The following is a 25,588-nucleotide window of genomic DNA, read 5'->3' as shown; positions in this document are numbered from 1 at the left end:
GTGTGCAGCGGTTTTTGCGTCCGGAATTGCGTGAAAACAAATACTCTAGAGATCCAGAACCAGGCGTTCCGGATCTTCCAGGCTTTCCTTGACGCGCACGAGGAAGGTGACCGCTTCCTTGCCGTCGACAATGCGGTGATCGTAGGACAGCGCCAGATACATCATCGGACGGATGACCACCTGGCCGCCGATCGCCACCGGCCGCTCCTGGATCTTGTGCATGCCGAGAATGCCGGACTGCGGTGCGTTGAGGATCGGCGACGACATCAGCGAGCCGTAAACGCCGCCATTGGTGATGGTGAAGGTGCCGCCCTGCATGTCGGCCATGGAGAGCGAGCCGTCACGGGCCGCCTTGGCAAGACGGCCGAGTTCCTTCTCGACTTCGGCGATCGACATCTGGTCGGCATCGCGGATGACGGGAACGACGAGACCCTTGTCGGTGCCGACAGCCATGCCGACATGGCAGTAGTTCTTGTAGATGACGTCGGTGCCGTCGATCTCGGCATTGACCGCCGGCAGTTCCTTCAGCGCATGCGTCACCGCCTTGGTGAAGAAGCCCATGAAGCCGAGCTTGACGCCGTGCTTCTTCTCGAAAATGTCCTTGTACTTGTTGCGCAGGTCCATGACCGCCTTCATGTCCACCTCATTGTAGGTGGTGAGCATGGCGGCGGTGTTCTGCGCGTCCTTGAGGCGCTTGGCGATCGTCTGGCGCAGGCGCGTCATCTTCACGCGCTCTTCGCGCGAGGCATCCTCGACCGTCGATGGGCCGCGCGCAGCAGCGGGCGCTGCCGCCGGTGCGGCAGCCGGAGCGGAAATACCCTTGGCGACGGCGGCGATGACATCGCCCTTCAGCACCTGGCCACGCTTGCCGCTGCCGTCGATCTGATCGGCGGAAAGATTGCTTTCGGCCAGCATCTTCGAAGCCGCCGGCGCCGGCGGCATGGTGGAGACGGAGGCGCTCGACGACGATGCGGCAGCAGCGGCAACCGGAGCCGGCTGAGCGGGAGCAGCCGCGACTGGCTGGGCGGGAGCGGCGGCCGGTGCGGCAGCAGCGGGCGCGGCGGCAGCGCCAGCACCTTCGGCGATCTGGCCGAGCAGCGCGCCGAGGCCGACGGTCTCGCCGGCTGCGACGACGATTTCCGAAAGCGTGCCGGAGACAGGCGCCGGAACTTCGATGGTCACCTTGTCGGTTTCAAGCTCGAGAATCGGCTCGTCGGCCTTGATGGCGTCGCCGACCTTCTTGAACCAGGTGCCGACGGTTGCCTCGCTGACGGATTCACCGAGAGTTGGAACGCGGATTTCTGTGGCCATTGTTCAGATCCTGATTTCGTGTGTGTTCGTTTTAAGCGTTTCAGACGGCCGGCGGCCGCAAGATGATCGAGGGCATCGGCAGGACGTCGAAACGGAAACCGAAACCGGAAGCGATGATCGGGTCGCCATCGGCAAGACCCTGTGCCGCTGCCTGATCCTCGACTTCGACGATCGCCATGCCGAAGGCGCCTTCACCCTCGAAGACGGGGCCGACGACGATCGCCGATCCCGCAAGGGCGTGCCGGTGCCAGTACTCGACATGGCGTTTCATCGCCGCCATTTCCTCTCCGGTCCCGTCATGCGGGAAAGTGGGGCGCGGCGGCAGCAGTCTCAGAAAGAAATAAGCCATTGCGCCCCCCCTTGTATTAGCCGCCCAATGCATCCTCGAGGAATGCGGCGAGCTGCGACAGATGCTTGGACATCAGGCCCGTCGCCGGCGAGGCGGCGGCCGGACGGCCGGTATAGCGGACGCGCTGGTACTTTGCATCGATATGGGCGAGCACCCATTCGAGGAAGGGGTCGATGAACGACCATGCGCCCATGTTCTTCGGCTCTTCCTGGCACCAGACCATCTCCGCATTGCGGAAGCGCGACAGCTCGTTGATCAGCGCCTTTGCCGGGAACGGATAGAGCTGTTCGACACGCAGCAGATAGACGTCGTCTATGCCGCGCTTTTCACGCTCTTCGAGAAGATCGTAATAGACCTTGCCGGAGCACATGACGACGCGGCGGATCTTGTTGTCCTTCTGCAGCTTGATCGGGCCGTCCTTGATCACCTCGGCATCGTCCCAGAGCAGGCGGTGGAAGGCGGATTCACCGGCCATTTCAGCAAGCGTCGAGACCGCCCGCTTGTGGCGCAGCAGCGACTTCGGCGTCATCAGGATCAGCGGCTTGCGGAAGTCGCGCTTCAGCTGCCGTCGCAGGATGTGGAAGTAGTTCGCCGGCGTCGTGACGTTGGCGACCTGCATGTTATCCTCAGCGCAGAGCTGCAGGAAACGCTCGAGGCGGGCCGAGGAGTGTTCCGGACCCTGGCCCTCATAGCCATGCGGCAGCAGGCAGACGAGGCCCGACATGCGCAGCCACTTGCGTTCGCCCGACGAGATGAACTGGTCGAAGACCACCTGCGCGCCGTTGGCGAAATCGCCGAACTGCGCTTCCCAGAGCGTCAGCGCATTCGGGCGGGCCAGCGAGTAGCCATATTCGAAACCGAGCACGGCCTCTTCCGAAAGCATCGAATTGATGACTTCGTAGCGCCCCTGCGTCGGCGAAAGATTGGCGAGCGGGATGTAGCGCTCCTCGGTTTCCTGATCGTAGAGAACCGAGTGGCGCTGCGAAAAGGTGCCGCGTTCGCAATCCTGGCCGGACAGGCGGATCTTGCTGCCTTCGACGCAGAGCGCGCCGAAGGAGAGCGCTTCGGCCATCGCCCAGTCGATACCCTCGCCGGTGGCGATCATATTGGCGCGGTTTTCCATGAAGCGCTGGATCGTCCGGTGTGCGGTGAAGCCCGCCGGAATCTCGGACAGCTTGCGGCCGATATCCTTCAGCGTCTTCATCGGCACGGCGGTCTTGCCGCGGCGCTGCTCGTCGGCATTGTCGGCGGCGCGCAGGCCCGACCACTCGCCGTCCAGCCAGTCGGCCTTATTCGGCTTGTAGTGCTGGCCGGCCTCGAACTCCTGCTCGAGATGGGCGCGCCAATCGGCCTTCATCTTCTCGACTTCGCCTTCGGTGAGCAGGCCCTCGGCGACGAGGCGCGCCGCATAGAGCTGCAGCACGGTCTTGTGGCCGCGGATCACCTTGTACATCTTCGGCTGGGTGAAGGACGGTTCGTCGCCTTCATTGTGGCCGTAGCGGCGGTAGCAGAACAGGTCGACCACCACAGGCTTGTGGAACTTCATGCGGAATTCGGTCGCGACCTTGGCCGCATAGACCACCGCTTCCGGATCGTCGCCGTTGACGTGGAAGATCGGCGCCTCGATCATCTTGGCGACGTCGGACGGATAGGGCGACGAACGCGAGAAGGCCGGGTTCGTGGTGAAGCCGATCTGGTTGTTGATGATGACGTGCATGGTGCCGGCGACGCGGTGGCCGCGCAGGCCGGAAAGGCCGAGGATTTCAGCAATGACGCCCTGGCCGGCGAAGGCGGCATCGCCATGGATCAAGAGCGGCAGAACCTTGGCGCGTTCGGACAGCGGAATGATGTCGCCATCCCATACCGTGGCGCTCATGTCCTGCTTGGCGCGCACCTTGCCCATGACGACAGGGTCGACGATTTCGAGGTGCGACGGGTTTGCCGTCAGCGAGACATGCACTTTGTTGCCGTCGAATTCACGGTCGGAGGAAGCACCCAGATGGTACTTCACGTCACCCGAGCCTTCGACTTCGTCAGGCGCGTAGGAGCCGCCCTTGAACTCGTGAAAGATCGCCCGGTGCGGCTTGCCCATGACCTGGGACAGCACGTTGAGGCGGCCGCGATGGGCCATGCCGAACACGGCTTCCTTGAGGCCGAGATGACCGCCGCGCTTGAGGATCTGCTCCAAAGCCGGGATCAGCGACTCGCCGCCGTCGAGGCCGAAACGCTTGGTGCCCTTGAACTTGACGTCGAGGAACTGCTCGTAGCCTTCGGCTTCGACCAGCTTGGCGAGGATTGCCTTCTTGCCTTCCGCCGAGAAGGCGACACCCTTGTCCGGTCCTTCGATACGCTCCTGGATCCAGGCCTTCTCTTCCGGATTGGAGATGTGCATGAATTCGACGCCGAGCGTCGAGCAATAGGTGCGCTCGAGGATATCGATCATCTCGCGGATGGTCGCGTATTCCAGGCCGAGCACGTTGTCGATGAAGATCCTGCGGTCGTAATCGGCGGATGTGAAGCCGTAATTCTCCGGCGACAATTCGCGATAGTCGTCGACCGAAGCGGCGATGCCGAGCGGGTCGAGCTTGGCATGCAGGTGGCCGCGCATGCGATAGGCGCGGATCATCATGATGGCGCGCACGGAATCGCGCGTCGCCTGCAGCACATCGGCGCCGTCGGCGGGCTTGCCCTGCGCTTCGGCCTTGGCCTTGACCTTGGTTTCGATGACCTTCTCGACGATGCCCCAATCGCCGTCGAGAGCCGACACCAGGTCGCCGCCGGCCTGAAGCGGCCAGTTCTTCTTGCGCCAGGAAGCCCCCTTGGCCGCCCTCTTCACATCGCTGGGATCTTCCTCCAGCGCCTTGAAGAAGGCGCGCCACTGATCGTCGACCGATGCCGGGTCCTCTTCGTAGCGCGCGTGAAGCTGCTCGATATAGGCAGCGTTGGCGCCATCCAGAAACGAGGTGATCTGGAACTGCTCGTTGGCTTCTTGCCGTGCCATGGTGATATGCGGACGCTTCCGTCCGCCTCCTGACTTTGATGAATTTGCCGGCTTGATCGCCGGCTGCCGCATTCCCATTGCCGCCTGTCCGCGGCGCATCTGCATGTCTCGTGCCGTCAAGACCGGGCGGAAGCGCAGATGCCGCTCCTCCGCCCGGGGTATAAGTTGGTTTAGCCCTTGAGGACTTCAACCAGCGTCTTGCCGAGGCGGGCCGGAGACGGCGACACCTTGATGCCTGCCGATTCCATCGCCGCGATCTTCGATTCCGCATCGCCCTTGCCGCCGGAAACCACGGCGCCGGCATGGCCCATGGTGCGACCCTTCGGCGCCGTGCGGCCGGCAATGAAGCCGGCCATCGGCTTGCTGCGGCCCTTCTTGGCTTCGTCCTTGAGGAACTGCGCTGCGTCTTCCTCTGCCGAGCCGCCGATTTCGCCGATCATGATGATCGACTGGGTGGCTGCGTCGGCCAGGAACATTTCCAGCACGTCGATGAACTCGGTGCCCTTGACCGGGTCGCCGCCGATGCCGACGGCCGTCGTCTGGCCGAGGCCTTCGTTGGAGGTCTGGAACACGGCTTCATAGGTCAGCGTGCCCGAGCGGGAGACGATCCCGACCGAACCCTTGCGGAAGATCGAGCCCGGCATGATGCCGATCTTGCATTCTTCTGGCGTCATGATGCCCGGGCAGTTGGGCCCAAGCAGTCGCGACTTGGAGCGGTCGAGGCGAGCCTTGACGCGCACCATGTCCATGACCGGGATGCCTTCGGTGATGCAGGTGATGAACGGGATCTCGGCGTCGATCGCCTCGATGATCGCATCGGCAGCACCGGCCGGCGGAACATAGATGACGGTCGCGTCGGCGCCGGTCTTTTCCTTGCCCTCGGCAACGGTTGCGAAGATCGGCAGGCTTTCGCCCTTGGCGCCGGTCCAGGTTTCGCCGCCCTTCTTCGGGTGGATGCCGCCGACCATCTGCGTGCCGTAATAGGCAAGTGCCTGTTCGGTATGGAACGTACCGGTCTTGCCGGTCAGACCCTGAACGAGGATCTTGGTGTCTTTATTGACGAGAATAGACATTCTTTCAGATCCTTCAAAATTAGCCGTTGATCGCCGCGACGATCTTCTTGGCCGCATCGTCCAAGTCGTCAGCCGCCGTGATGGCCAGACCCGACTCGTTCAGGATCTTTTTGCCGAGCTCGACATTCGTGCCTTCAAGACGCACGACCAGCGGAACCTTGAGGCCGACTTCCTTGACCGCGGCAATGACGCCCTCGGCGATGACATCGCACTTCATGATGCCGCCGAAGATGTTGACGAGAATGCCTTCGACCTTTGGATCTGCGGTGATGATCTTGAAAGCCGCAGCAACCTTCTCCTTGCCGGCGCCGCCGCCGACGTCGCAGAAATTGGCCGGCTCCTTGCCGTAAAGCTTGATGATATCCATCGTCGCCATGGCAAGGCCCGCGCCGTTGACCATGCAGCCGATATTGCCGTCGAGCGCGACATAGGCCAGGTCCCACTTCGAGGCCTCGATTTCCTTGGCATCCTCTTCGGTTTCGTCGCGCAACGTCTTGACGTCGTCGTGACGGAAGAGCGCATTGCCGTCGAAGGACATCTTCGCGTCGAGAACGCGCAGGCGGCCGTCTTTCATGACGATCAGCGGATTGACCTCGAGCAGCGCCATGTCCTTCTCGTTGAAGGCCTTGTAGAGCGCCGGGAAGAGCGACTTGGCATCTTCAGCGGCCGCACCCTCGAGTGCGAGCGCCTTGACGATCGCAGCAACGTCGGCAGCCGTCACGCCGGCTTCCGGATCGATGGCGATCGTCTGGATTTTCTCCGGCGTGTCATGGGCGACAGCTTCGATGTCCATGCCGCCTTCGGTCGATACGACGAAGGCAACGCGGCCGACCGAACGGTCGACCAGCAGCGAGCAATAGAGCTCGCGAGCGATGTCGGCACCATCTTCGATGTAGAGGCGGTTGACCTGCTTGCCGGCTTCGCCGGTCTGCGCCGTCACCAGCGTGTTGCCGAGCATATCCTTGGCATGGGCGACCACTTCGTCGATCGACTTGGCGAGACGCACGCCGCCCTTGGCCTCCGGGCCCAGTTCCTTGAACTTGCCCTTGCCGCGGCCGCCGGCGTGGATCTGGCTCTTGACCACGTAAAGCGGGCCGGGAAGCGACTTGGCGGCAGCCTCGGCCTCTTCGACCTTGAGAATAGCCACACCCTCGGCAACCGGCGCGCCATAGCCCTTCAGCAGAGCCTTGGCCTGATATTCATGAATGTTCATGGGTCTATCCCTGTTTTATGACTTCAGCGCGTCGACTACTTCAGCGAAGGCGCGATGTTGATGCAGGCTTCGCAGAGACCGGCGACGGCGCCGACGGACTTGTCGAAGGCTTCCTTCTCGGTCTTGTTGAGATCGATCTCGATGATGCGCTCGACGCCGCCGGCGCCGATGACGGTGGGAACGCCGACATACATGTCCTTGACCCCGTACTGGCCGCTAAGGTGAGCCGCGCAGGGCAGAACGCGCTTCTTGTCCTTGAGGTAGGATTCGGCCATCTCGATCGCCGAGGCGGCCGGGGCGTAGTAGGCCGAGCCGGTCTTCAGCAGGCCGACGATTTCGGCGCCGCCGTCACGGGTGCGCTGAATGATCTCTTCGAGGCGCTCCTTGGTGACCCAGCCCATTGTGACGAGGTCGGTGAGCGGAATGCCGCCAACGGTCGAGTAGCGGGCGAGCGGCACCATCGTATCGCCATGGCCGCCGAGCACGAAGGCCGTCACGTCCTGGACGGAGACGTTGAACTCCTTGGCGAGGAAAAGCCGGAAGCGCGAGGAGTCGAGAACGCCGGCCATGCCGACGACCTTGTTGGCCGGGAGGCCCGAAAACTTCTGCAGCGCCCAGACCATGGCGTCGAGCGGGTTGGTGATGCAGATCACGAAGGCGTTCGGGGCATATTTCTTGATGCCGGCGCCGACCTGTTCCATGACCTTGAGGTTGATGCCGAGAAGATCGTCGCGGCTCATGCCCGGCTTGCGGGCAACGCCTGCGGTGACGATGCAGACGTCAGCGCCTTCGATCGCGGAATAGTCGCTGGCGCCCGTCAGGTTGACGTCGAAGCCTTCGACCGGCGAGGACTGGGAAATATCGAGACCCTTGCCCTGGGGGATGCCGTCGGCAATGTCGAAGAGGACGATGTCGCCCAGTTCCTTCAGGCCGGCGAGGTGCGCCAGCGTGCCACCAATCATGCCAGAACCAATGAGTGCGATCTTGTTACGCGCCATTTCGCTGTTTCCTTTGCGATCAAATTCGTCGAGCGACGCCGAGCAAGGCACCGCCCAATGACGCAATCGCATAGACCCAAAGCCTAAAAATGGCAATGCATTAATTTTGATGCAGCATTTTCAATCGTTTAGATACAAAAATTCTTACGTAAACGTAAGACACTGTGTCACCGGATTGTTACTCTGCGGCGCGCTTCTCATGGTGCAGCGCAAGATATTCGGCGCTGCGCATCTCAAACAGCCGCGATGCGGTGCGGTCGAATTCGAAGCCTTCGGTGCCCCGGCGGTGCACCAAAAGCTCCTCCGGCATCGCCGCCGCCGAAATATAAAGACGCACCGCATGATCGTAGAAGGTATCGACCATGATGATGAAGCGCTTGATCTGGTTGCGCTTTTCCGGCCCCAGCAAGGGAACGTGATCGAGAAAGACCATATCGAAGCGCTCGGCGATGGCGAGAAAATCGGCAGCACCCAGCGGCTTGTCGCAAAGATCGGCGAAGGAAAACCGCGCCATGCGCTCGACGGCGAGCGGCACGTGGATGTGGCGCCCCTTCATCGGAATATCGAGCGGCTGCGCCTTTCGCCCGTGCAGCGCTTGCGTCCAGGACGCATCCATCGCCATGTCGTTGTGATCGCTGATCGGCACCAGATAGACCGGCTGGCTGCTCAGCTTCTCCATCCGGTAATCGGTCGGTGAATCCAGGGTGACGACGTCGACATGCTGTTTGAGAAGAGCGACGAAGGGCAGGAACAGGCCGCGATTGAGACCCTCCGTGTAGAGATTGTCGGGCTCGACATTCGACGTCGCGACCAGCACGCATCCGCGCGCAAAAAGCTCGGAGAACAGCCGCGACAGGATCATCGCATCGGCGATGTCGGTGACCGTGAATTCGTCGAAGCAGAGCAGCTCCGCTTCCTCGTAAAGGGCTGCAGCAACCGGCGGCATCGGATCGGCCTGCTTCGTCTCGCCATTCTTCAGCTTCAGCCGGTGCGCCGCAATGCGATTGTGCACATCCGCCATGAATTCGTGGAAATGCGCCCGGCGCTTCTTCCGGCACGGCGCCATCGAGAAGAACATGTCCATCAGCATGGTCTTGCCGCGCCCGACGCTGCCGTGGATATAAAGCCCCTTGATGCCAACGGCCGATTTCTTCTTGGCGGCAAACAGCCAGCCGAGTGCGCTCGATTTTGCCGCCGGCCGCCGCTGCTTCAGCCCGGCCAGCACCCGGTCAAGGCTCTTTGCCACGTCCATCTGGGCAGAATCGACCTGAAGCGCGCCCGAGGCGGTCAGCGCTTTAAGCTGTTCGCAGACGCTGAGCGCGTAGTCCGGCATCGGTTGCATGAGGGCATATCCGCCTGTCAGTCATCGGCGGAGGCCCGCCGGATCGTTTACCGCGCCGGTTGGTTTACCGCGCCGGTTCTTTTACCGGCTGAGGCTGATCTGCTGGCCTGTGCTGGTCTGGCCCTCAAAGCGGTTGTCGGCCGTCTTGTAGACGCTACCGAGCTGATTGCCCGAGCGGTCCTTGAGCAGCACCTGCTTGCCGGCAACCTCCCAGGAGCCCATCGCCGTCAGTTCGCCGACGCAGCCGCGCGTACCGCCGCGCGAACCGCTGCCGAGATTGGTCAGCGTCAGGAACATGTCGCAGCTGCCGTTGACGCGCCAGCTTCCGACCATCGATTCCTTGGTGACATCGAGTGCATTCGCGGCCATTGCGCCAGACTGCGCACCGGGCATCGGTGCCGTCGACGCCGGCGCCGCCGGGAACTGCGAATTGTTGACCGGCGGAAGCTGCCCGCCCTGCACCGAGGGAACCGGCTGCGCCGTCAACGGCGCCGGCCCGGCATTCGGACTGGAGTTGTAATCATATGCCGTACGCTGACAACCGGCTAGCGCGAGAGCCACCACCAGACCTGTCATCGCATATCGCAACTGCATCATCATACTCCTGAGTTCGGCTAGCGCCGCAGAGAAACCGGCGTGAGACAAGTCCGATTATCGTAACTCGCTTTGGTTAATCAAGTCGGACGGCATAAATTGCCCGTGACAACAACTAACCGAAAAACGATACAGTTCAACTGTCCCGCTGCAAAACTTCCTGCACATAGAATTTGTCAGCAAGGTGTTGCGCGCGTTGATCTCTGTCCGGATCCCTGTCGAACTCCCGCAATATCCCGGAATACCGTTCGAACGCGCTCTCCAGAAAGGATCGCACCAGCGGCGGCGGCTGACCTTCCCCCATTTCGCGTGTCTGTTTCTTGACATGCACGAGATCGAGTATCGCCGTTCGAAGGTCGGGGGCGATCGAGATGGCCTCCAGGCATTCCAGCATATTCATCGGTGGCAGCACACGAAACGAACGCTGCCGCATCCATTCGAGCGCGATGGCCGGACGCACGGTATAAAGCAGCTTCTTCAGCTTGATCGGCCCTTCGCCCTGGCTCTGAAAATGCTGCCGCATGAGCCCGACATAATGGCCAGCGACCTTTTCCGGCACCATGATGAGATCGAGCAGCGCGCCGAGTCGCGAGCGAAAACCCGCTTCCTCTTCATAAGCGATCGGCGATTTCAGCCATTCGACCACCACCGCGTTTCCCTTGAGGGCGAGCAGCAACGCCTTTCGCAGATCCCAGCCACCGGTATCGATATCGCCGACGATCGGAAACTCGATGACATCGCGCGCCGAAGCGAGCGCGAGATGATGCTCAACAGGGCGGATATAGACGAAACGGCAATCATAATCGCTGTCGGGAGACGGAAAACCCCAGGCGCGGCTGCCGCTTTCGATCGCAAAACCGATGCGGATACCCTGCTCACGCACCGAGGCGAGCCGTGACCTGATCTCTTTGACGGCTTCGGGATCGAAGCCGCCTATTCCGTCATCGGCATGCATGCTGATCAGACCCGGCGCTCGACCATCATCTTCTTGATTTCGGCGATTGCCTTGGCCGGATTGAGACCCTTCGGGCAAGTCTGAGCGCAGTTCATGATCGTGTGGCAGCGATAAAGGCGGAACGGGTCCTCGAGATTGTCGAGCCGTTCGCCGGTCGCCTCGTCTCTGGAATCGATCAGCCAGCGATAGGCCTGCAGCAGCACGGCCGGACCGAGATAGCGGTCGCCGTTCCACCAGTAGCTGGGACAGGAAGTCGAGCAGCAGGCGCAGAGGATGCATTCATAGAGGCCGTCGAGCTTCTGCCGGTCCTCATGGCTTTGCTTCCACTCCTTGGCGGGCGCCGGCGACACCGTCTTCAGCCAGGGTTCGATCGAACGATGCTGGGCGTAGAAGTTGGTGAGATCCGGCACCAGATCCTTGACGACAGGCAAATGCGGCAGCGGATAGATCTTCACCGCGCCGGTGATATCGTCGAGTCCCTTGGTGCAGGCGAGCGTGTTGGTGCCGTCGATATTCATCGCGCAGGAGCCGCAGATGCCCTCGCGACAGGAACGGCGCAGCGTCAGCGTCGGGTCGATCTTGTTCTTGATGTAGAGTAGGCCGTCGAGCACCATCGGGCCGCAATCGTCGACATCGATATAGAAGGTATCGATCGACGGGTTCTGCCCGTCATCCGGGCTCCAGCGATAGACGCGGAATTCGCGGGTGTTCGTCGCACCCGCCGGCTTCGGCCAGACCTTGCCTTCGCGCATCTGAGAATTCTTGGGGAGAGCGAGTTCAACCATATCCGGTTCCTCTTGAGATCAGTACACGCGAGCCTTCGGCTCGATCTTGTACGGATCGATGCCTTCGGCGATCAGCTGGGTGTGAACCGGGCGATAGTCGAGCTTGACGTCGCCTGCTTCGCCGACCCAGGCGAGCGTGTGCTTGCGCCAGTTGACGTCGTCGCGGCCGGCGAATGCACCCTCGGTATAATCCTCGCGGGCATGTGAACCGCGGCTCTCCTTGCGGGCTTCGGCGCCGTAGATCGTGGTGATGGCGTTGGCCATCAGGTTCTGCAGCTCCAGCGTCTCCACAAGATCCGAGTTCCAGATCATCGAGCGGTCGGTGACCTTGATATCGCGCATTTCCTGCCAGATCGCCGAGATGCGCCGGCAACCGGATTCCAGCGATTCCTGCGTGCGGAAAACCGCTGCGTCTTCCTGCATGGCGCGCTGCATCTTCTCGCGCAGTTCCGCCGTCGGCGTGCCGCCGCTGGCGTGACGCAGACCGTCGAAACGGTCCATGATCTTATCGCAGGCAGCGACATTGAGATGCGGGATCGGCGCTGCGCGGTCGATCACCTCGCCGGCGCGGATCGCCGCCGCACGGCCGAAGACCACGAGGTCGATCAGCGAGTTCGAGCCGAGGCGGTTGGCGCCGTGCACCGAGGCGCAGCCGGCTTCGCCGACGGCCATCAGCCCGGGGATGATCCGCTCCGGATTGGCGCTGTCGGCGTTCAGCACTTCGCCCCAATAATTGGTGGGAATGCCGCCCATATTGTAATGAACGGTCGGCAGGACCGGGATCGGCTCACGGGTGACATCGACGCCGGCGAAAATCTTGGCGCTCTCGGAAATGCCCGGCAGCCGCTCATGCAGCACGGCCGGATCGAGATGGTCAAGATGCAGGAAGATATGGTCCTTGTTCTTGCCGACGCCGCGGCCTTCGCGGATCTCCAGCGTCATGCAGCGCGAAACGACGTCGCGCGAGGCAAGGTCCTTGGCCGACGGCGCATAACGCTCCATGAAGCGCTCGCCTTCCGAATTGACGAGGTAACCGCCTTCGCCGCGTGCGCCCTCGGTGATCAGACAGCCCGAACCATAGATGCCGGTCGGATGGAACTGGACGAATTCCATGTCCTGCAGCGGCAGGCCGGCGCGCGCCACCATGCCGCCGCCGTCGCCGGTACAGGTATGGGCCGAGGTCGCCGAGAAATAGGCGCGGCCGTAGCCGCCGGTCGCCAGCACCACCATCTTGGCGGCGAAGCGATGGATCGTGCCGTCGTCGAGGCACCAGGCGACGACGCCGGTGCAGCGGCTGCCGTCTTCCGACATGATCAGGTCGAGCGCGAAATACTCGATGAAGAATTCGGCGTTGTGGCGCAGCGACTGGCCGTAGAGCGTATGCAGGATGGCGTGGCCGGTGCGGTCGGCGACGGCGCAGGTGCGCTGCACCGGCGGGCCCTCGCCGTAATTCTGCATGTGACCGCCAAACGGGCGCTGATAGATCTTGCCTTCCTCGTTGCGCGAGAACGGCACGCCGTAATGCTCGAGCTCATAGACCGCCTTCGGCGCTTCCATGGTCAGATATTGCATGGCGTCGACGTCGCCGAGCCAGTCGGACCCCTTGACGGTGTCGTAAAGGTGCCACTGCCAGCTGTCGGGCGTCATGTTGCGTAGCGAGGCGGCAATGCCGCCCTGCGCCGCGACCGTGTGCGAGCGGGTCGGGAATACCTTGGTGATGCAGGCCGTGCGGAAACCCTGCTCGGCCATCCCCAGCGTGGCGCGCAAGCCGGCGCCGCCGGCGCCGACGACGATCACGTCGTAGGAGTGATCGACATATTTGTAGGCCTTGCCGTTCTGGGCGGGTGAAGTCGGTGCCATAGCGCGCTTATCCTACGAATGCGATTTTCAGAATGGCGAAGAGACAGAGGCCGGCGATCAGGATCGCAAAGAAGGTGTTCAGCATTAGGAGAGCGATCTTGCCGAACTCGCCATGCACGTAATCCTCGATGATGACCTGCATGCCGAGCTTCATGTGGATGACGCCTGAGATTACCATCAGCCCCATGACGACCGCGACGAACGGGTTCGACAGCGCGCGGACCACATCCGCATAGGGGGCGCCGGCATAGGCGATCATGAAGAAGAGGAAGAACAGGATGAGCGGAACGTTGGCGACGGCCGTCAGACGCTGGCGCCAGAAATGATCCGTGCCGTCCTTGGCGGAGCCGAGCCCGCGAACCTTGCCGAGGGGGGTGCGCATATCCATGAGAGGACCTTCAGAAGCGAATGAGGAAGCCGATCACCCAGACCAGCACGGTCAGACAGAGCGACCCGATGATGTTGGCGATGGCGAGCTTGGTCGAGAATTCCTTCCCGAAGCCGTAGCCGAGATCCCACATGAAGTGGCGGAAGCCGCCGAGCATGTGGTGCAGCAGCGCCCAGGTATAGCCGAGCAGCACGAGCTTGCCGAGAAGGCTGCCCAGCACCCAGTTGGCCCAGTCATAGGAGCCCTGGCCGCTTGCCGCCGCGATCAGCCACCAGGCAACCAGCAGCGTGCCGACATAGAGCGCACCGCCGGTAATGCGGTGGACGATGGACATGACCATGGTGGGAATAGGTTTGTAAATTTGCAAATGCGGCGACAGGGGCCGGTTATTTGTCACGTTCGCCATCAGAACCTCGCGGCGGCTTCTCTGCGCTCCCGGATTTCGGAGCATGCTCAGTCAACCACACGAATGACGAATTCTCTGTGTGCGTTGCATCAATTGCGACGTTTAATCACCGGAAACGCCGACGACAAGCACAATCGCTGTCTTGCCTTAATTTAATCGATTGGGGTTACCACGAAATTTGCAGGCTAACGAAACTGGTGTTTTCGGCTCAATAATTTTGCCCTTCTCCCGAGCCGCATGGACAAACTGCTGCTTTTGGCGCAATCTGGCGTTAACGATTTGTTAACGATCGGAATTCCGGAGGCCGGCGCCCATGTTTCGCAGTCTATCCGCAGTCACTCTGCTTGCCCTGTCTGCACTTGCCGTCTTCCCCGCCACCGCCGGCGAGCGCCGTTTTGATCATCGCTTCGCCGATCAACGCGTCGTTGGCCATCGCCACGCCTTTCACAACGGGTTGTTTCTCGGCCGACATATGGGCTGGCGCGATCGCGGCATCCGTTTCGACAGCGCCTATGGCCGCGGGCACCACAGAGAGCGGATGCCGTTCTTGAAGCAGTTTTCGTCGGCAGCGACCAATCGTGTCGCTCGCAGCGGGCTGGTCATCATCGCACCCCAGCCGCCGGGTGGCGACAGCGGCGACACCTATGCCGGCTCTTATGCCTATCAGGTCGATGGCGGGATTTATGTCGGCGGCAATGGATACGGATATTATCCGGCGGCACGGCCCGAACCGACGGCCTCGACGGCCTCGACGGCAAAGATCATCGACGTCGCCGTCCAGGACGACCCCTGCACCTACGAGGCCAATGTTTGCGTCATCCGGCCTTAAAGCGTGATGCCGAAAGTGCGGAATTCTGTAGCAATGCCGCCAGAGAGCAGCTTTCGCCCTTACCGCTTATGTGATTTCTTGAGCCACAAAAGGTCGTAACGCATCCGCAATCTTTGCCCCTAGCAAGACATATCTTTCTTCGACGAAATGTGGGCCATCCGGCTTCAAGAGCACTTCCGGTCCGGCTTCGCTGACAAGGTATGAAGATGACGAATGCCGCGGCTCAAATTTGCCCGGCCTCACTCTTTCGCGACGCGGCTACGTCAATACGGATGGCGCACATCGGCGGGAGATTCTTGTCCTCAAACGTTGCCCGCCGTGGCGTTCCGCTATCCGGCATCCAAGCATCCCAGGCTCTGTTCATTTCCTCGAATGAGGCAAGGTCCCTGAGCCAAATGTTGGCGAGAATGATCTCTGACTTGTCGGTACCTTCGCGTAGCAGCATGTCATTGATGCGCTCCAGTATTTCGTTGGTTTGCGCCGTCACGCTCGCTCCCCTCGTGAGGTTTGCGACCTGGCCGGGCAGATAGGCGGCATCTGCGAGGAGAGTTTCGTCAACTTTGGCTTGCCCCATCATCGTATTCGCAGACTTCCATGAATGCTTGAGATTGGGTCGTCGACCCTTCATCCGGTCACTGTGGTGCTTCGCTCGCCATCGCGGTAGAGGGAATTAAATTGACCCGATATAATGGAAGCTGAACGCTCCTAGCTGGACAATATGGCCGTATGCCGCGAAATGAAGTCCACAAGGTAGCGCGCGCCTTCGGCCGTCTCGGACTGAGAATACAGACCGATCTCGATGCGCACCGGACCGGGCAGATCCGCCGATCGGTCAAGTGTCCGGCAGCCCTCCGGTTTTGTCGTGAGCATCATTGGCGCGATACCAATACCGACGCGAACCGCAGTCGCCATGGCCACGAGAGTCGATGCGACGCACGCCGTCTTCCACTTGATGTTCCGCTGAGACAGAGCCGCAAGCGTCGGAAGCGTCCAGGGACACTCCTCCTCGAACATAATGATGGGAAGCGGTTTTTCCGCATCCACCACGAAGTCGGATCTGACCGTCCACATCAAATATTCGGTCCAGATCAGGGTCGGTTTTCGCGACAGACAGGTGATGTCGCAAACCACCAGATCCAGCTTCCTGTCTTCAAACAGGCTGGCGAGGCGGCGATTCGGCTCGACAATGATGTCGATCTCGACCTTCGGGTTCTGGGCTCTGAAGTCACTAAGAATGTCGATCAGGTGGCCGGCTGCGAAGTCCTCAACGACGCCGAGGCGAATGCGGTCCTCGATCATCTTGCCTGTCAGCCTTTTCTCGACCTCGTCGCTGAGGGCGACCATTTCGCGGGCATAAGCCAGCATGATCTGCCCATGGCTCGTGAGTTCGAGGCCTTTTGACGAACGCGAAAACAGCGTAACACCGACAAGCTCCTCCAGCTTGCGAATCTGCATGCTCACCGCCGCCTGCGTTCTATTCAGCTTGACGGCAGCGCCATTGACGGTGCCGATCTCCGCGACGGTCAGAAATGCACGAAGCAGATAGGAATCGAGATCAAGCATCAGAAGCCGCATTCCATAGTTTGGGGCGTTCGAGTGCTGAGGGCCTCTCTGCCGACAAGCGGATATTGGACGAACCATGTTCTTCCGGCAACTGGCGATCCTTAGACGGGGCGCAGTGCAAGCTGCGCCCCGTCAATACCAACTTATCGCGCGAAGAGAACGCATGCCGTGGGGGGAATGGAAACGCTGATCTCCTGCCCTCGCGCGAAGGCTATGTCTGGACGGTTCGGGCAAGCCGAGATTATGCGGTCGCCACTGACGAGGTCCAGAACGATATGCCTGAAGGCACCGAGTGTCACAACGTCGGCAACGCGTCCGGGCATGGCCCCGGCACCCGGAGCACCAGATGATATCTCGACGCTTTCCGGCCTCACGCAAATCTCGGCGGCACCTGAAAGGCTTCCGGTGGACGCGACCGGAAACTCCCAGCCGGATTCGGAGCGAAATTTGCGAGCCGTTCCGCCCGCGGCCGAAATCGAACCATGAATCCAATTCGTCCGCCCCATGAAATCCGCGACGAAACGCGAGTCTGGACGCCAATACACATCATCCGGCCTGCCGGATTGCATGATTTCTCCACGGTTCATCACGAATATGCGCTCTCCCAGGCTCATCGCCTCCTCCTGGTCGTGGGTTACCACGATCGCGGTCGAGCCGACCGCGGCGAGCACATCTTTCAATTCGGTGCGCAGCTCATGGCGAAGTTTGGCGTCGAGGGCCGACAGAGGCTCATCCAGAAGAACAAGGCTTGGATGGGTGGCGAGCGCCCGCGCAAGCGCAACACGCTGCTGCTGGCCGCCGCTCAACTGATGCGGCCGCCGCTGCCCGAAACCGACGAGCCGGACGAGCTCAAGCATCTCGGCAATGCGGCGAGGTATTTGCCCCGGCGGGTGGTTGCGATGGCGAAGTCCGTAGCCGATGTTCTGTTCGACGGTCATATGCGGGAAAAGAGCGTAGTGCTGGAACAGCAGCCCGACATTGCGCTCATAGGGTTTCAATCCGGCCATCGGCTCGCCGTCGATCAAGATCGAGCCTTTGTCGGGCCGCTCGAATCCGGCAATGAGCCGAAGAATAGTGGTCTTGCCGCAGCCGCTCGGTCCAAGCAGTGCGATTGTTTCACCTGGGTTCACCGAGAAGGAGATATTACCGAGGGCGATCGTTTCACCGAAGCGCTTGCTGACCCCTTGAAATTCCACGGCAGAAATCATCGTATTGTCCTCATGAACGAAACAAACCCTGACCGACGACGGTGTCGAAGCCGACGACACGGTCCAGCACAACGATCAGCAACGCGGTGACGGCAATCAGGACCACGGCCGCCGCAGCGATCGTCAGATCGAAAGCCGCGCGCATGTTGCTGACCAGCGTAACAGGCAAGGTCGTTGCGGACGGATCGCTCAGAAAGAGACTGATCGATACGTCATCTATAGAAATTGCGAAGGCGAAGATCGCACCGGTGACAACGCCCGTCCGCATGAGCGGTAGGGTAATGGTCCAGAAGGCCTGGCGCTCGGTGGCGCCGAGAACCATCGCGGCTTCCGTCAATCGTTGGTCGCTGCCGAGAAGGCTGGCGAGACTGGTCCTTATGCAATAGGGCAACGTCACGATCACGTGGCCGAGGAGCAGGCGCGCCATACCATTTGTAATACCGGCCTTGGAAAGGAAAAGCAGCAGGCCGAATCCGATGACGACCGGAGGAACGATGAGTGGCGAGAGAAAGGCCGAAGTCAGCGCTGCCTTTCCTGGAAAATTGCCACGGGCAAGGCCGACAGCCGCTGCAGTTCCGATCGTGACGGACAGAACCGTCGTGAGTACCGCCAAGATGAGGCTGGTGCGTAGGCTGGTAAGGATATCCGCCTGGGAGACGAGCCGTTCGAACCAGTGAAGCGACAAGGCAGGTGGCGGCAGTGGACCGAGGTAGGTCCTGGCGTCGAAAGCCATGAGGCATGTTATCACCAACGGGATGGCGAGGAACGCCAATCCAAGGCCGATGACACCGTCGGCGAGGGAAACGGCGATCCGGTCTGCGGTTCGCGCTGCAAAAGATTGTCTGCTCATCGGGAAACCTTCCAGGCCTGCGCAAACGTTATGACAGCGACGACCGCCAAGGCCGCGGCAAGCATGACGAGCGAGATCGCCGCGCCGCTCGGATAGTTGGCGATATCGCTGAACCGGGTGTAGATGACGTTCGATATGAAAAGCACCCGGCCCCTCCCGAGCACCATGGGAATGACGAAGGCGCTGATCGCGAAAGTCAGCGAGACAAGCGTACTTGAGATCAGAGCCGGGAAGCTCAGGGGAAGCGTGATCGACAGATGGGCTTTCCATCCCGGCGCGCCGAGCGACTGGGCTGCATCGAGCAGACGCGGATCGATCGATTGCATCGCGCCAATCAGCGTTAGCGTTGCGACCGGTATGATCGAGTGAACCAGACCCGCAGTAACGACGATATTGATATATTCGCGGCTGTTGGGCGAAAGGCCAAGTGTCAAGAGGAGGGGTCGGAAGATGCCAACCGACCCGAAGGTCAGTTCGATCGCGTATGTCTTGATCAGGACGCTGGATAGAACAAGCGTAATCAAAAAGCCGAGGGTGAGCGCGCGCATCCGCGGGGAAATGCGCCGCACGACAAAGTAGGCCAGCGGGAATGCCACAAGCTGACCGATGATCGCGGCAACTCCACCGATCCAGAAAGTCGTCAGCAGGACGCTCGCAAACGCCTGGTTTGCAAGCTCGTAATAATTTTGGACCGTTGCCGCGGCATTTTCAACGGAGCCGACGCGCCCCGGCGTAAACTCCTTCAAGCTTTCGATTGCCAGATTGATTAACGGTGACAGAAAACCGAATGCGAACACCAGCAGGGCTGGCCCGAGTGTCAGGGCCGCATCTCGGCGATCAGGAAGAGAAATGGCAACGGGTTGCCGCCTTACTTTGATCATGGTGGAACAGCCTTTTCCTCGCCCTTACGGGCCACGAGAAAGGGAGGTTATCGAAGCCCATGCGCGCCCTCGATAACCTGCCGCGAGGTGCCTTAGAGCAACGGGGCGATGTCCTGTTCCCAGCGTTTGGACCAGGCATCCTGCTGTTCGAGAACGACATTGTAGTCCGGCACATAAACGAAGCTCGAAAACTCGTCCGACGTGAAGGACAGATGCTTGAGATTGTCGGGCGTGACCGCCTTGCTGTTCAACGGCGCTTCGCCCGCCACCTTGGCGTAGAGTGAATTCATGTCCGGGCTGATTGCGAAGTTGACGAAGTCGAGCGTTGCCTTGGTGTTCGGTCTATTCTTCAGTACGCCGAAACCGCTCTGGTAGAGGAAGGCCCTGAAGTTGCTGTCCTTGGTGAAACGAGTAACCGGGAAGGTTTTCGCCACGGCCGCCCAGCCGGGCTCAGCGAAGAAGCCGACGGATGTCTCGCCCGACGTCAGCGAATTGGTGAAATCGATATCAGTGATGGCGACGCGGCCGATATTGCCGGATTTCGCCAATTCCGTCATGAGCTTCCATCCGGGTTCCATATTCGTTTCGCTGCCGCCAGCGTGAAGGGCGAGCGCGACAATCTGGAGCATCATGCTCTGTGTCGGGCCCGGCCAGCAGATCGCGCCCTTAAGATCGGGGCTGAGCAGATCATCGATGGTCTTCACAGCGATCGGAGCCGTATCGGTTCGGGCACCGAAATACATGCCGCCAACTGCGCGTGGGACCGCTTTGATATTGCCCTTGCCATCACGAATGATGATTTTCTCGGGAATGTTCGCAAGGTTGGGAACATCGGCGGGATTAATGGTCTCGAGCCAATCTTCCTTCACCATACTGTTGAATGAGCCTTCCCAGCCGGCGACATAGTCGTAGTCGACATTCGGCCAGACGGCCTTGATCTTTGGCAGGATCGCGCCCGCGCCACCCTGATGAAGAACCCAGTTGAACGTCGCCGCATTCTGGTCGGCGGCGATCTGCTTCATGGCTTCGACGACATCGCCGCCCCATTCAACGGCGGTGAGATTGCCGCTGCCGGCTGCGGCGGATCTCGCAAACCCGCTCATTGTGCCGGCAATCCCCGCGGCAGCGGCGGATCCGAGGAAGCGGCGGCGTGTCATATCGTGCAACATCGTAGGTCCCCTTTGTTGTCGGCCCTCTGCTGGACCGTTCGCGTCGGAGACTGCTTGGAGGTTGCCAACCGCGGTAGTGGGAAAATTCTCGCCGGGTTATAAAGTTTTCTGAATATCCCGATGAACGCATTACCCGCATCGCGGAGCCCTGGCGGATCCGAGCTATCAAGAATCGTTATATCCCCTCTCGAATTTTCGCGGTTCCAAGAAAAGCGGGTGGCGCCGATGATGATGGCAGCATCAATACCGTGGGAGCCTGCCTTGACCATTGACCGGGATTTTCTGGAAGACTTGAGAAAGCGCTTCGGCAGCGCTGCAGGCGGTGAGATGGAAGATCCACACTTCCGCGCCGTGGCGGCGAGCGTATTCAAGGACGGCGACAGCCGCAAATGGCCCTTCGCCGATCCTGCGACCTTTCTGGACGCCCGTTTCATCGAGAACGGCTTGCGGCCCGAGGTCCTTGAGGCGCTTGAGGTAGCTCTGATCGGCGTGCCGATGGATCTCGGCGTCACCAATCGCGCCGGCGCGCGGCTGGGGCCGCGGGCCGTCCGGGCGATCGAGCGTGTAGGCCCCTACGAGCATGTTCTGCGTGTCGCGCCAATGGGAGGGCTAAAGGTCGCCGATGTCGGCGACGTGCCGATGCGCAGCCGGTTCGGCCTGGCCGAGTGCCATGTCGACATCGAGGCCTGCTACCGGATGATCGCGGCAACCGGGGTTATCCCACTGTCGGTCGGCGGCGACCATTCGATCTCCGGCGCCATTCTCAAGGGCCTGGCGGCCAGCCAGCCGGTTGGCATGATCCACATCGACGCTCATTGCGACACCGCCGGTCCCTATGAGGGCTCTAAGTTCCACCACGGCGCGCCCTTCCGCGAGGCGGTCCTGGCGGGCGTGCTAGATCCGAAGCGTACGATCCAGATCGGCATCCGCGGCGGCGGCGAATATCTCTGGGAGTTCTCCTTTGCCTCCGGCATGACCGTCATCCACGCGGAAGAGGTGGCGGAGATGGGCCTCAAGGCTGTGATCGCAAAGGCTCTGGAGGTTGTCGGCGCTGGTCCAACCTATCTCAGTTTCGACGTGGACAGCCTCGATCCGGCCTTCGCTCCGGGAACCGGCACGCCAGAAGTCGGCGGGCTTCAGCCGAGGGAGGTCCTGACCCTACTGCGCGGTTTCAAAGGCATCAACCTCATCGGCGGCGACGTCGTGGAAATCGCGCCGCAATACGACAACACCACCAACACCGCGCAGATCGCCGCGCAGGTCCTGTTCGAACTCCTGTGCCTCGCGATGTTCAGTCCTGCGGTCAGGACAAAGGCGACCTGAGAACCAACTCCGCAACGGCAGCGTGCTTCGTGCCCGCTGCCATCCATCACCTGTCGCACAACACATCTCAAAAAGGGGAACGACATGACTGCTCTTACGAAATTGCGCTACACCGCCACCACGGCAATTGCCGTATTCGGCATCCTGGCAGGGGCCGCGCAGGCCGACGAACTTGCTGATATAAAAGCCGCAGGCGAGATTAACATCGGCATCTTCTCCGATTTCCCGCCCTTCTCTTCGGCAAGCGCCGATATGAGCATCAAGGGCTATGACGTCGACGTCGCCCAGAAGATCGCCGACGGGCTCGGCGTGAAACTTAATCTCGTGAGCGTTACTGGCCAGAACAGGATCGCCTACCTGAACGACGACCGTGTCGACCTGCTGATGAGCGTCGGTTATTCGAAGGAGCGTGCCGAGGTTATCGATTTTGCCGCCCCATACGCCCCCTACTATATCGCCGTCATCGGTCCGGCTGCGCTGAAGGTGAGCGGTAAGGAAGACCTTGTCGACAAGACCGTTGCCGTCAATCGTGGGACGCTCGAAGACACCTCGCTGACGGCCGCCGCCCCTGCCTCCGCTGCGATCCAGCGCTTCGAGAACTACAATTCGGTCATCCAGGCTTTCATATCCGGCCAGACCCAATTGATGGTCGTCGGCAACGATGTCGGTGCGCAGGTTCTGGCACGACAGGACGAGCTGAAGCCGGAGCAGAAGTTCCAGCTCCTTAGCTCCCCCTCGCACATCGCGCTCCGAAAGGGCGAGGAAGGCCTAAAGAAGGCTGTCAACGACAGCGTCGCCGCAATGATCTCCGATGGTTCTCTCGACGCAAGCTCGAAGAGCTGGCTGAAAGCGCCGCTCAACCCTGAAAACCTGAAGGACTGACGAAGACGGCCTCCCACTCACCAGAGCGTGATGCCGAAAGCTGTAAGCGATTCCGGTGGCGTCATGCTCCAATTCTTTGATTGAGAGACGGATCGAGATTTCGGGCCGACCCGGCCCAGATCATTCGGCCCCAAAGGACAACCGATGAGATACAGCCTCGATTTCAATTGGCTTTGGGACGGAATGGGAGCTCTGGCTTATGGTGCAGGCACGACGCTTGCATTGACGGCCTCCACATCGGTCCTTGGGATCGTTCTCAGCATTCTCGGCGCGGCCGCGCGCCGGGGACCTTATCCATGGTTGCGCAAGGTCGTCGGCCTGTATGTGGAAGTCATGCGTAATACGCCATTCCTGGTACAGCTGTTCTTCATCTTTTTTGGCTTGCCTAGCCTCGGCATTCGCCTCGATCCGATCTCTGCCGCAGTTCTTGCCATGACCCTCAACATGGCCGCCTACACGATCGAGGTGGTCGGGGCCGGGCTCGATGCCATACCGAGAGGCCAGAAGGAGGCGGCGCAGGCACTCGGCCTGAGGCCCCGGCTGGTGTTCTTCAAAATCATCCTGCCGCAAGCGATTGCCATCATTTTCCCGGCGCTGACGAGCCAGATCATCATCATGATGCTGGAATCGGCGGTGGTTTCGCAAATATCCGTCCGCGAGCTGGCGCAGGAGGCCGATCTGCTTCAATCGCGCACCTTCCGCTCCTTCGAGACCTATCTGGTGGCGACGTTGATCTACCTTTCGATGTCCGCCGCACTTCGCCGGCTCCTTTTCGCCGGGAAACGCCGTTTTCTGGGAGCCGGTCTGGCATGATTGAGTTCACCTTCTGGGACATTCTGCGCAATCTTGTCTTCGCGACACGCTGGACCCTGCTGCTTTCGCTCGCAGCCTTTGCCGGCGGCGCCATCATTGGCTTGGCGATCCTGTCGGCACGGATATCGAAAACGCGCTGGTCGCGCAGCTTCGCCTCCGGCTACATTGCCCTGTTTCAGGGAACGCCGCTCCTCATGCAGCTCTTTTTGATGTTCTTCGGCCTGCCGATGCTCGGCTTCCGGATCGAGTCATGGACCGCCGCCGTCTGCGGCCTGACGTTCTATGCTAGCGCTTATCTTGCGGAAATCTGGCGGAGCGGCGTCGAAGCGGTGCCACGCGGGCAATGGGACGCCGCAGCCAGCCTGGGCTTGCATCGTCTCCTCGAACTTCGCCTTGTCATCCTGCCGCAGGCTTTCCGGATCACGCGCGCGCCGACTGTCGGGTTCTTGGTCCAGTTGATCAAGAGCACCGCACTGGCTTCGATCCTCGGCTTCGAAGAACTGCTGAAAACCGCGAACGCCATCAACAACGCGACCTTCGAACCTTTCAAGGTCTACGGCCTCGTCGCGGTGATCTTCTTCGCCCTGTGCTATCCGCTTACGCAATACGCCAGAATTCTGGAGAAGAAAGCTGCGTTTGGCTGAGCGGTGCCGAGTTTCTCCGCATTCCGATCGCAACGGAGTGTCCAAAGAGCCGATGCCGGTTGAAAAGATAGCGCGCCGCGCAGCAGCGACGCAGCTCAGGCGCTACTCTGGTTCAGTCAAACAGAACTCGCTTTATCCAGCAGTCAAAACCTACTGAGAGATCGCTTCAATGACCGACACAAAAATCCGTATTCTCGATGCCCAGACAACGGGCGAGTTCCTGCCATTCAGCGCGCTGGTCGCGACCCTGCGGCAAGCATTTGTCGAAGGCTGTGTTGTGCCGGTGCGGCATCACCACACGCTAGCCAATAGCGGCGAGCCGGATGCGACGCTGCTTCTGATGCCGGCCTGGCATGAAACGCACCGGTCGGAACGCTACCTTGGCATCAAGATCGTTACCGTCTTTCCCGGCAACACGGTATACGGCATTCCCGGTTTGACCTCGACTTACATACTCTATGACGGCCGGACCGGGACGCAGCTTGCGCTACTTGACGGCAACACGATCACCACGCGCCGCACGGTAGCGGCATCGGCCCTTGCTGCGGACTATCTTGCCCGGCAAGACGCACGCCGTCTGCTGGTGATCGGAGCAGGCCGCGTCGCGAGCCTCATACCCGATGCCTACCGCGCCGTCCGGCCGATCGCGCATGTCGATGTTTGGGATATCGATCCCGCCAATGCGGAACGGCTGGCGCAGAACCTCCGGCAAAAGGGGCTCCAGGCCACTGCCGTCACGAATCTGGAAATCGCGGCGCGGCAAGCCGATATCGTCAGCGCAGCGACGCTGGCGACGGCACCGCTTATCCGGGGCGAATGGCTGCGGCCGGGCACCCATGTCGATCTGATCGGCGGCTTCACCCCGGCGATGCGCGAGGCCGATGACGAGGCTCTTCGACGCTCATCGGTCTACATCGACACTCACGAAGCCCTTCACGAAGCAGGCGATCTGGTTCAGCCGATCAGGGCCGGCGTCATTTCTACGGATGCGGTGCTTGCGACACTTGACGAGCTGTGTCGTCGGGATATTCCAGCACGGGCGTCCAACGATGAAATCACTCTCTACAAGGCAGTCGGAACGGCGTTGGCTGATCTTGCCGCCGCGACGATGGTGTATGAAGCCGCTTTGATCGCCGGCTGATTTCTTTTGG

25 protein-coding genes are annotated in these 25,588 nt (G+C 61.0%); 6 read left to right on the top strand and 19 right to left on the bottom strand.

Annotated elements, in window-relative coordinates; translation table 11 throughout:
• Nucleotides 1-45: 45 nt before the first annotated feature.
• From odhB to sdhC, 13 genes are all read right to left on the bottom strand, one after another.
• On the bottom strand, nucleotides 46-1,311 hold the full coding sequence (odhB, locus tag AF337_RS20170; protein WP_049733457.1) for a 2-oxoglutarate dehydrogenase complex dihydrolipoyllysine-residue succinyltransferase: 1,266 nt from the start codon (nucleotides 1,309-1,311) through the stop codon (nucleotides 46-48).
• Nucleotides 1,312-1,351: 40 nt separating this feature from the next.
• Nucleotides 1,352-1,660, bottom strand: a complete 309-nt coding sequence (locus AF337_RS20165; protein ID WP_049733456.1) for a YciI family protein — start codon at nucleotides 1,658-1,660, stop codon at nucleotides 1,352-1,354.
• A 16-nt stretch (nucleotides 1,661-1,676) separates the two neighbouring features.
• The gene (locus AF337_RS20160) at nucleotides 1,677-4,661 is read right to left on the bottom strand and encodes a 2-oxoglutarate dehydrogenase E1 component (RefSeq protein WP_049733512.1); all 2,985 of its coding nucleotides are present in this window, start codon (nucleotides 4,659-4,661) and stop codon (nucleotides 1,677-1,679) included.
• Nucleotides 4,662-4,831: 170 nt separating this feature from the next.
• Nucleotides 4,832-5,734 carry a succinate--CoA ligase subunit alpha gene (gene sucD / locus AF337_RS20155; protein ID WP_049733455.1) on the bottom strand — a complete coding sequence of 301 codons (903 nt, stop codon included), beginning with the start codon at nucleotides 5,732-5,734 and terminating at the stop codon, nucleotides 4,832-4,834.
• A gap of 19 nt (nucleotides 5,735-5,753) precedes the next feature.
• On the bottom strand, nucleotides 5,754-6,947 hold the full coding sequence (gene sucC, locus AF337_RS20150; protein WP_049733454.1) for an ADP-forming succinate--CoA ligase subunit beta: 1,194 nt from the start codon (nucleotides 6,945-6,947) through the stop codon (nucleotides 5,754-5,756).
• 35 nt (nucleotides 6,948-6,982) lie between these two features.
• Nucleotides 6,983-7,945, bottom strand: a complete 963-nt coding sequence (gene mdh / locus AF337_RS20145; protein WP_049733453.1) for a malate dehydrogenase — start codon at nucleotides 7,943-7,945, stop codon at nucleotides 6,983-6,985.
• Between the two features lie 178 nt (nucleotides 7,946-8,123).
• Complete coding sequence (zapE, locus tag AF337_RS20140) at nucleotides 8,124-9,287, bottom strand: cell division protein ZapE (RefSeq protein WP_049733452.1); 1,164 nt, start codon at nucleotides 9,285-9,287, stop codon at nucleotides 8,124-8,126.
• Between the two features lie 81 nt (nucleotides 9,288-9,368).
• Entirely contained in the window at nucleotides 9,369-9,881 is a 513-nt protein-coding gene (locus AF337_RS20135) for a protease inhibitor Inh/omp19 family protein (protein WP_012559213.1), read from the bottom strand.
• A gap of 136 nt (nucleotides 9,882-10,017) precedes the next feature.
• Nucleotides 10,018-10,836, bottom strand: coding sequence for a nucleotidyltransferase domain-containing protein (locus AF337_RS20130; protein WP_049733451.1), 819 nt, complete (start codon nucleotides 10,834-10,836; stop codon nucleotides 10,018-10,020).
• A 5-nt stretch (nucleotides 10,837-10,841) separates the two neighbouring features.
• On the bottom strand, nucleotides 10,842-11,621 hold the full coding sequence (locus tag AF337_RS20125) for a succinate dehydrogenase iron-sulfur subunit (RefSeq protein WP_049733450.1): 780 nt from the start codon (nucleotides 11,619-11,621) through the stop codon (nucleotides 10,842-10,844).
• Nucleotides 11,622-11,639: 18 nt separating this feature from the next.
• Nucleotides 11,640-13,481 (bottom strand): succinate dehydrogenase flavoprotein subunit, encoded by a 1,842-nt coding sequence (gene sdhA, locus AF337_RS20120; protein WP_049733449.1) that lies wholly within the window; start codon nucleotides 13,479-13,481, stop codon nucleotides 11,640-11,642.
• 7 nt (nucleotides 13,482-13,488) lie between these two features.
• Entirely contained in the window at nucleotides 13,489-13,869 is a 381-nt protein-coding gene (gene sdhD, locus AF337_RS20115) for a succinate dehydrogenase, hydrophobic membrane anchor protein (protein WP_003567272.1), read from the bottom strand.
• Nucleotides 13,870-13,879: 10 nt separating this feature from the next.
• Complete coding sequence (gene sdhC, locus AF337_RS20110; protein ID WP_012559217.1) at nucleotides 13,880-14,275, bottom strand: succinate dehydrogenase, cytochrome b556 subunit; 396 nt, start codon at nucleotides 14,273-14,275, stop codon at nucleotides 13,880-13,882.
• Nucleotides 14,276-14,588: 313 nt separating this feature from the next.
• On the opposite strand from sdhC, the gene AF337_RS20105 reads away from it, so the two are divergent.
• Entirely contained in the window at nucleotides 14,589-15,104 is a 516-nt protein-coding gene (locus AF337_RS20105) for a hypothetical protein (RefSeq protein WP_049733448.1), read from the top strand.
• A 223-nt stretch (nucleotides 15,105-15,327) separates the two neighbouring features.
• Here the strand turns inward: AF337_RS20105 and AF337_RS20100 are convergent, their stop codons facing one another.
• From AF337_RS20100 to AF337_RS20075, 6 genes are all read right to left on the bottom strand, one after another.
• Nucleotides 15,328-15,681, bottom strand: a complete 354-nt coding sequence (locus tag AF337_RS20100; RefSeq protein ID WP_049733447.1) for a RidA family protein — start codon at nucleotides 15,679-15,681, stop codon at nucleotides 15,328-15,330.
• A 128-nt stretch (nucleotides 15,682-15,809) separates the two neighbouring features.
• The gene (locus tag AF337_RS20095) at nucleotides 15,810-16,679 is read right to left on the bottom strand and encodes a LysR family transcriptional regulator (protein WP_171899838.1); all 870 of its coding nucleotides are present in this window, start codon (nucleotides 16,677-16,679) and stop codon (nucleotides 15,810-15,812) included.
• 131 nt (nucleotides 16,680-16,810) lie between these two features.
• Entirely contained in the window at nucleotides 16,811-17,875 is a 1,065-nt protein-coding gene (locus AF337_RS20090) for an ABC transporter ATP-binding protein (RefSeq protein WP_049733446.1), read from the bottom strand.
• Nucleotides 17,876-17,885: 10 nt separating this feature from the next.
• Nucleotides 17,886-18,725, bottom strand: coding sequence for an ABC transporter permease (locus tag AF337_RS20085; protein WP_049733445.1), 840 nt, complete (start codon nucleotides 18,723-18,725; stop codon nucleotides 17,886-17,888).
• Nucleotides 18,722-19,606, bottom strand: coding sequence for an ABC transporter permease (locus AF337_RS20080; protein ID WP_049733444.1), 885 nt, complete (start codon nucleotides 19,604-19,606; stop codon nucleotides 18,722-18,724). Before AF337_RS20080 ends, AF337_RS20085 begins: the two co-directional genes overlap by 4 nt.
• 92 nt (nucleotides 19,607-19,698) lie before the next feature.
• Nucleotides 19,699-20,775: an extracellular solute-binding protein gene (locus tag AF337_RS20075; RefSeq protein WP_049733443.1), complete on the bottom strand. Its 1,077-nt coding sequence runs from the start codon at nucleotides 20,773-20,775 to the stop codon at nucleotides 19,699-19,701.
• A gap of 261 nt (nucleotides 20,776-21,036) precedes the next feature.
• On the opposite strand from AF337_RS20075, the gene speB reads away from it, so the two are divergent.
• The 5 genes from speB to lhpI all read left to right on the top strand — a co-directional run bounded on the left by speB (nucleotide 21,037) and on the right by lhpI (nucleotide 25,578).
• Nucleotides 21,037-22,098, top strand: a complete 1,062-nt coding sequence (gene speB / locus AF337_RS20070) for an agmatinase (RefSeq protein ID WP_171899812.1) — start codon at nucleotides 21,037-21,039, stop codon at nucleotides 22,096-22,098.
• Between the two features lie 84 nt (nucleotides 22,099-22,182).
• Nucleotides 22,183-22,980: a transporter substrate-binding domain-containing protein gene (locus AF337_RS20065; protein ID WP_049733442.1), complete on the top strand. Its 798-nt coding sequence runs from the start codon at nucleotides 22,183-22,185 to the stop codon at nucleotides 22,978-22,980.
• 144 nt (nucleotides 22,981-23,124) lie between these two features.
• Entirely contained in the window at nucleotides 23,125-23,793 is a 669-nt protein-coding gene (locus tag AF337_RS20060) for an amino acid ABC transporter permease (RefSeq protein WP_049733441.1), read from the top strand.
• Entirely contained in the window at nucleotides 23,790-24,437 is a 648-nt protein-coding gene (locus AF337_RS20055) for an amino acid ABC transporter permease (RefSeq protein ID WP_049733440.1), read from the top strand. The genes AF337_RS20060 and AF337_RS20055 overlap by 4 nt, the downstream gene beginning before the upstream one ends.
• A 169-nt stretch (nucleotides 24,438-24,606) precedes the next feature.
• Nucleotides 24,607-25,578 (top strand): bifunctional Delta(1)-pyrroline-2-carboxylate/Delta(1)-piperideine-2-carboxylate reductase, encoded by a 972-nt coding sequence (lhpI, locus tag AF337_RS20050; RefSeq protein WP_049733439.1) that lies wholly within the window; start codon nucleotides 24,607-24,609, stop codon nucleotides 25,576-25,578.
• Nucleotides 25,579-25,588: the final 10 nt, after the last annotated feature.

Source organism: Rhizobium ecuadorense, assembly GCF_001187535.1.
Classification (GTDB): domain Bacteria; phylum Pseudomonadota; class Alphaproteobacteria; order Rhizobiales; family Rhizobiaceae; genus Rhizobium; species Rhizobium ecuadorense.
This window is presented reverse-complemented; position numbering and strand designations above follow the sequence as displayed.

What these genes read in the sequence shown, in the direction of transcription:
- odhB (WP_049733457.1), bottom strand. Translation starts at nt 1,311, where the DNA reads ATGGCCACAGAAATCCGCGTTCCAACTCTCGGTGAATCCGTCAGCGAG.
- AF337_RS20165 (WP_049733456.1), bottom strand. Translation starts at nt 1,660, where the DNA reads ATGGCTTATTTCTTTCTGAGACTGCTGCCGCCGCGCCCCACTTTCCCG.
- AF337_RS20160 (WP_049733512.1), bottom strand. Translation starts at nt 4,661, where the DNA reads ATGGCACGGCAAGAAGCCAACGAGCAGTTCCAGATCACCTCGTTTCTG.
- sucD (WP_049733455.1), bottom strand. Translation starts at nt 5,734, where the DNA reads ATGTCTATTCTCGTCAATAAAGACACCAAGATCCTCGTTCAGGGTCTG.
- sucC (WP_049733454.1), bottom strand. Translation starts at nt 6,947, where the DNA reads ATGAACATTCATGAATATCAGGCCAAGGCTCTGCTGAAGGGCTATGGC.
- mdh (WP_049733453.1), bottom strand. Translation starts at nt 7,945, where the DNA reads ATGGCGCGTAACAAGATCGCACTCATTGGTTCTGGCATGATTGGTGGC.
- zapE (WP_049733452.1), bottom strand. Translation starts at nt 9,287, where the DNA reads ATGCAACCGATGCCGGACTACGCGCTCAGCGTCTGCGAACAGCTTAAA.
- AF337_RS20135 (WP_012559213.1), bottom strand. Translation starts at nt 9,881, where the DNA reads ATGCAGTTGCGATATGCGATGACAGGTCTGGTGGTGGCTCTCGCGCTA.
- AF337_RS20130 (WP_049733451.1), bottom strand. Translation starts at nt 10,836, where the DNA reads ATGCATGCCGATGACGGAATAGGCGGCTTCGATCCCGAAGCCGTCAAA.
- AF337_RS20125 (WP_049733450.1), bottom strand. Translation starts at nt 11,621, where the DNA reads ATGGTTGAACTCGCTCTCCCCAAGAATTCTCAGATGCGCGAAGGCAAG.
- sdhA (WP_049733449.1), bottom strand. Translation starts at nt 13,481, where the DNA reads ATGGCACCGACTTCACCCGCCCAGAACGGCAAGGCCTACAAATATGTC.
- sdhD (WP_003567272.1), bottom strand. Translation starts at nt 13,869, where the DNA reads ATGGATATGCGCACCCCCCTCGGCAAGGTTCGCGGGCTCGGCTCCGCC.
- sdhC (WP_012559217.1), bottom strand. Translation starts at nt 14,275, where the DNA reads ATGGCGAACGTGACAAATAACCGGCCCCTGTCGCCGCATTTGCAAATT.
- AF337_RS20105 (WP_049733448.1), top strand. Translation starts at nt 14,589, where the DNA reads ATGTTTCGCAGTCTATCCGCAGTCACTCTGCTTGCCCTGTCTGCACTT.
- AF337_RS20100 (WP_049733447.1), bottom strand. Translation starts at nt 15,681, where the DNA reads ATGATGGGGCAAGCCAAAGTTGACGAAACTCTCCTCGCAGATGCCGCC.
- AF337_RS20095 (WP_171899838.1), bottom strand. Translation starts at nt 16,679, where the DNA reads ATGCGGCTTCTGATGCTTGATCTCGATTCCTATCTGCTTCGTGCATTT.
- AF337_RS20090 (WP_049733446.1), bottom strand. Translation starts at nt 17,875, where the DNA reads ATGATTTCTGCCGTGGAATTTCAAGGGGTCAGCAAGCGCTTCGGTGAA.
- AF337_RS20085 (WP_049733445.1), bottom strand. Translation starts at nt 18,725, where the DNA reads ATGAGCAGACAATCTTTTGCAGCGCGAACCGCAGACCGGATCGCCGTT.
- AF337_RS20080 (WP_049733444.1), bottom strand. Translation starts at nt 19,606, where the DNA reads ATGATCAAAGTAAGGCGGCAACCCGTTGCCATTTCTCTTCCTGATCGC.
- AF337_RS20075 (WP_049733443.1), bottom strand. Translation starts at nt 20,775, where the DNA reads ATGTTGCACGATATGACACGCCGCCGCTTCCTCGGATCCGCCGCTGCC.
- AF337_RS20065 (WP_049733442.1), top strand. Translation starts at nt 22,183, where the DNA reads ATGACTGCTCTTACGAAATTGCGCTACACCGCCACCACGGCAATTGCC.
- AF337_RS20060 (WP_049733441.1), top strand. Translation starts at nt 23,125, where the DNA reads ATGAGATACAGCCTCGATTTCAATTGGCTTTGGGACGGAATGGGAGCT.
- AF337_RS20055 (WP_049733440.1), top strand. Translation starts at nt 23,790, where the DNA reads ATGATTGAGTTCACCTTCTGGGACATTCTGCGCAATCTTGTCTTCGCG.
- lhpI (WP_049733439.1), top strand. Translation starts at nt 24,607, where the DNA reads ATGACCGACACAAAAATCCGTATTCTCGATGCCCAGACAACGGGCGAG.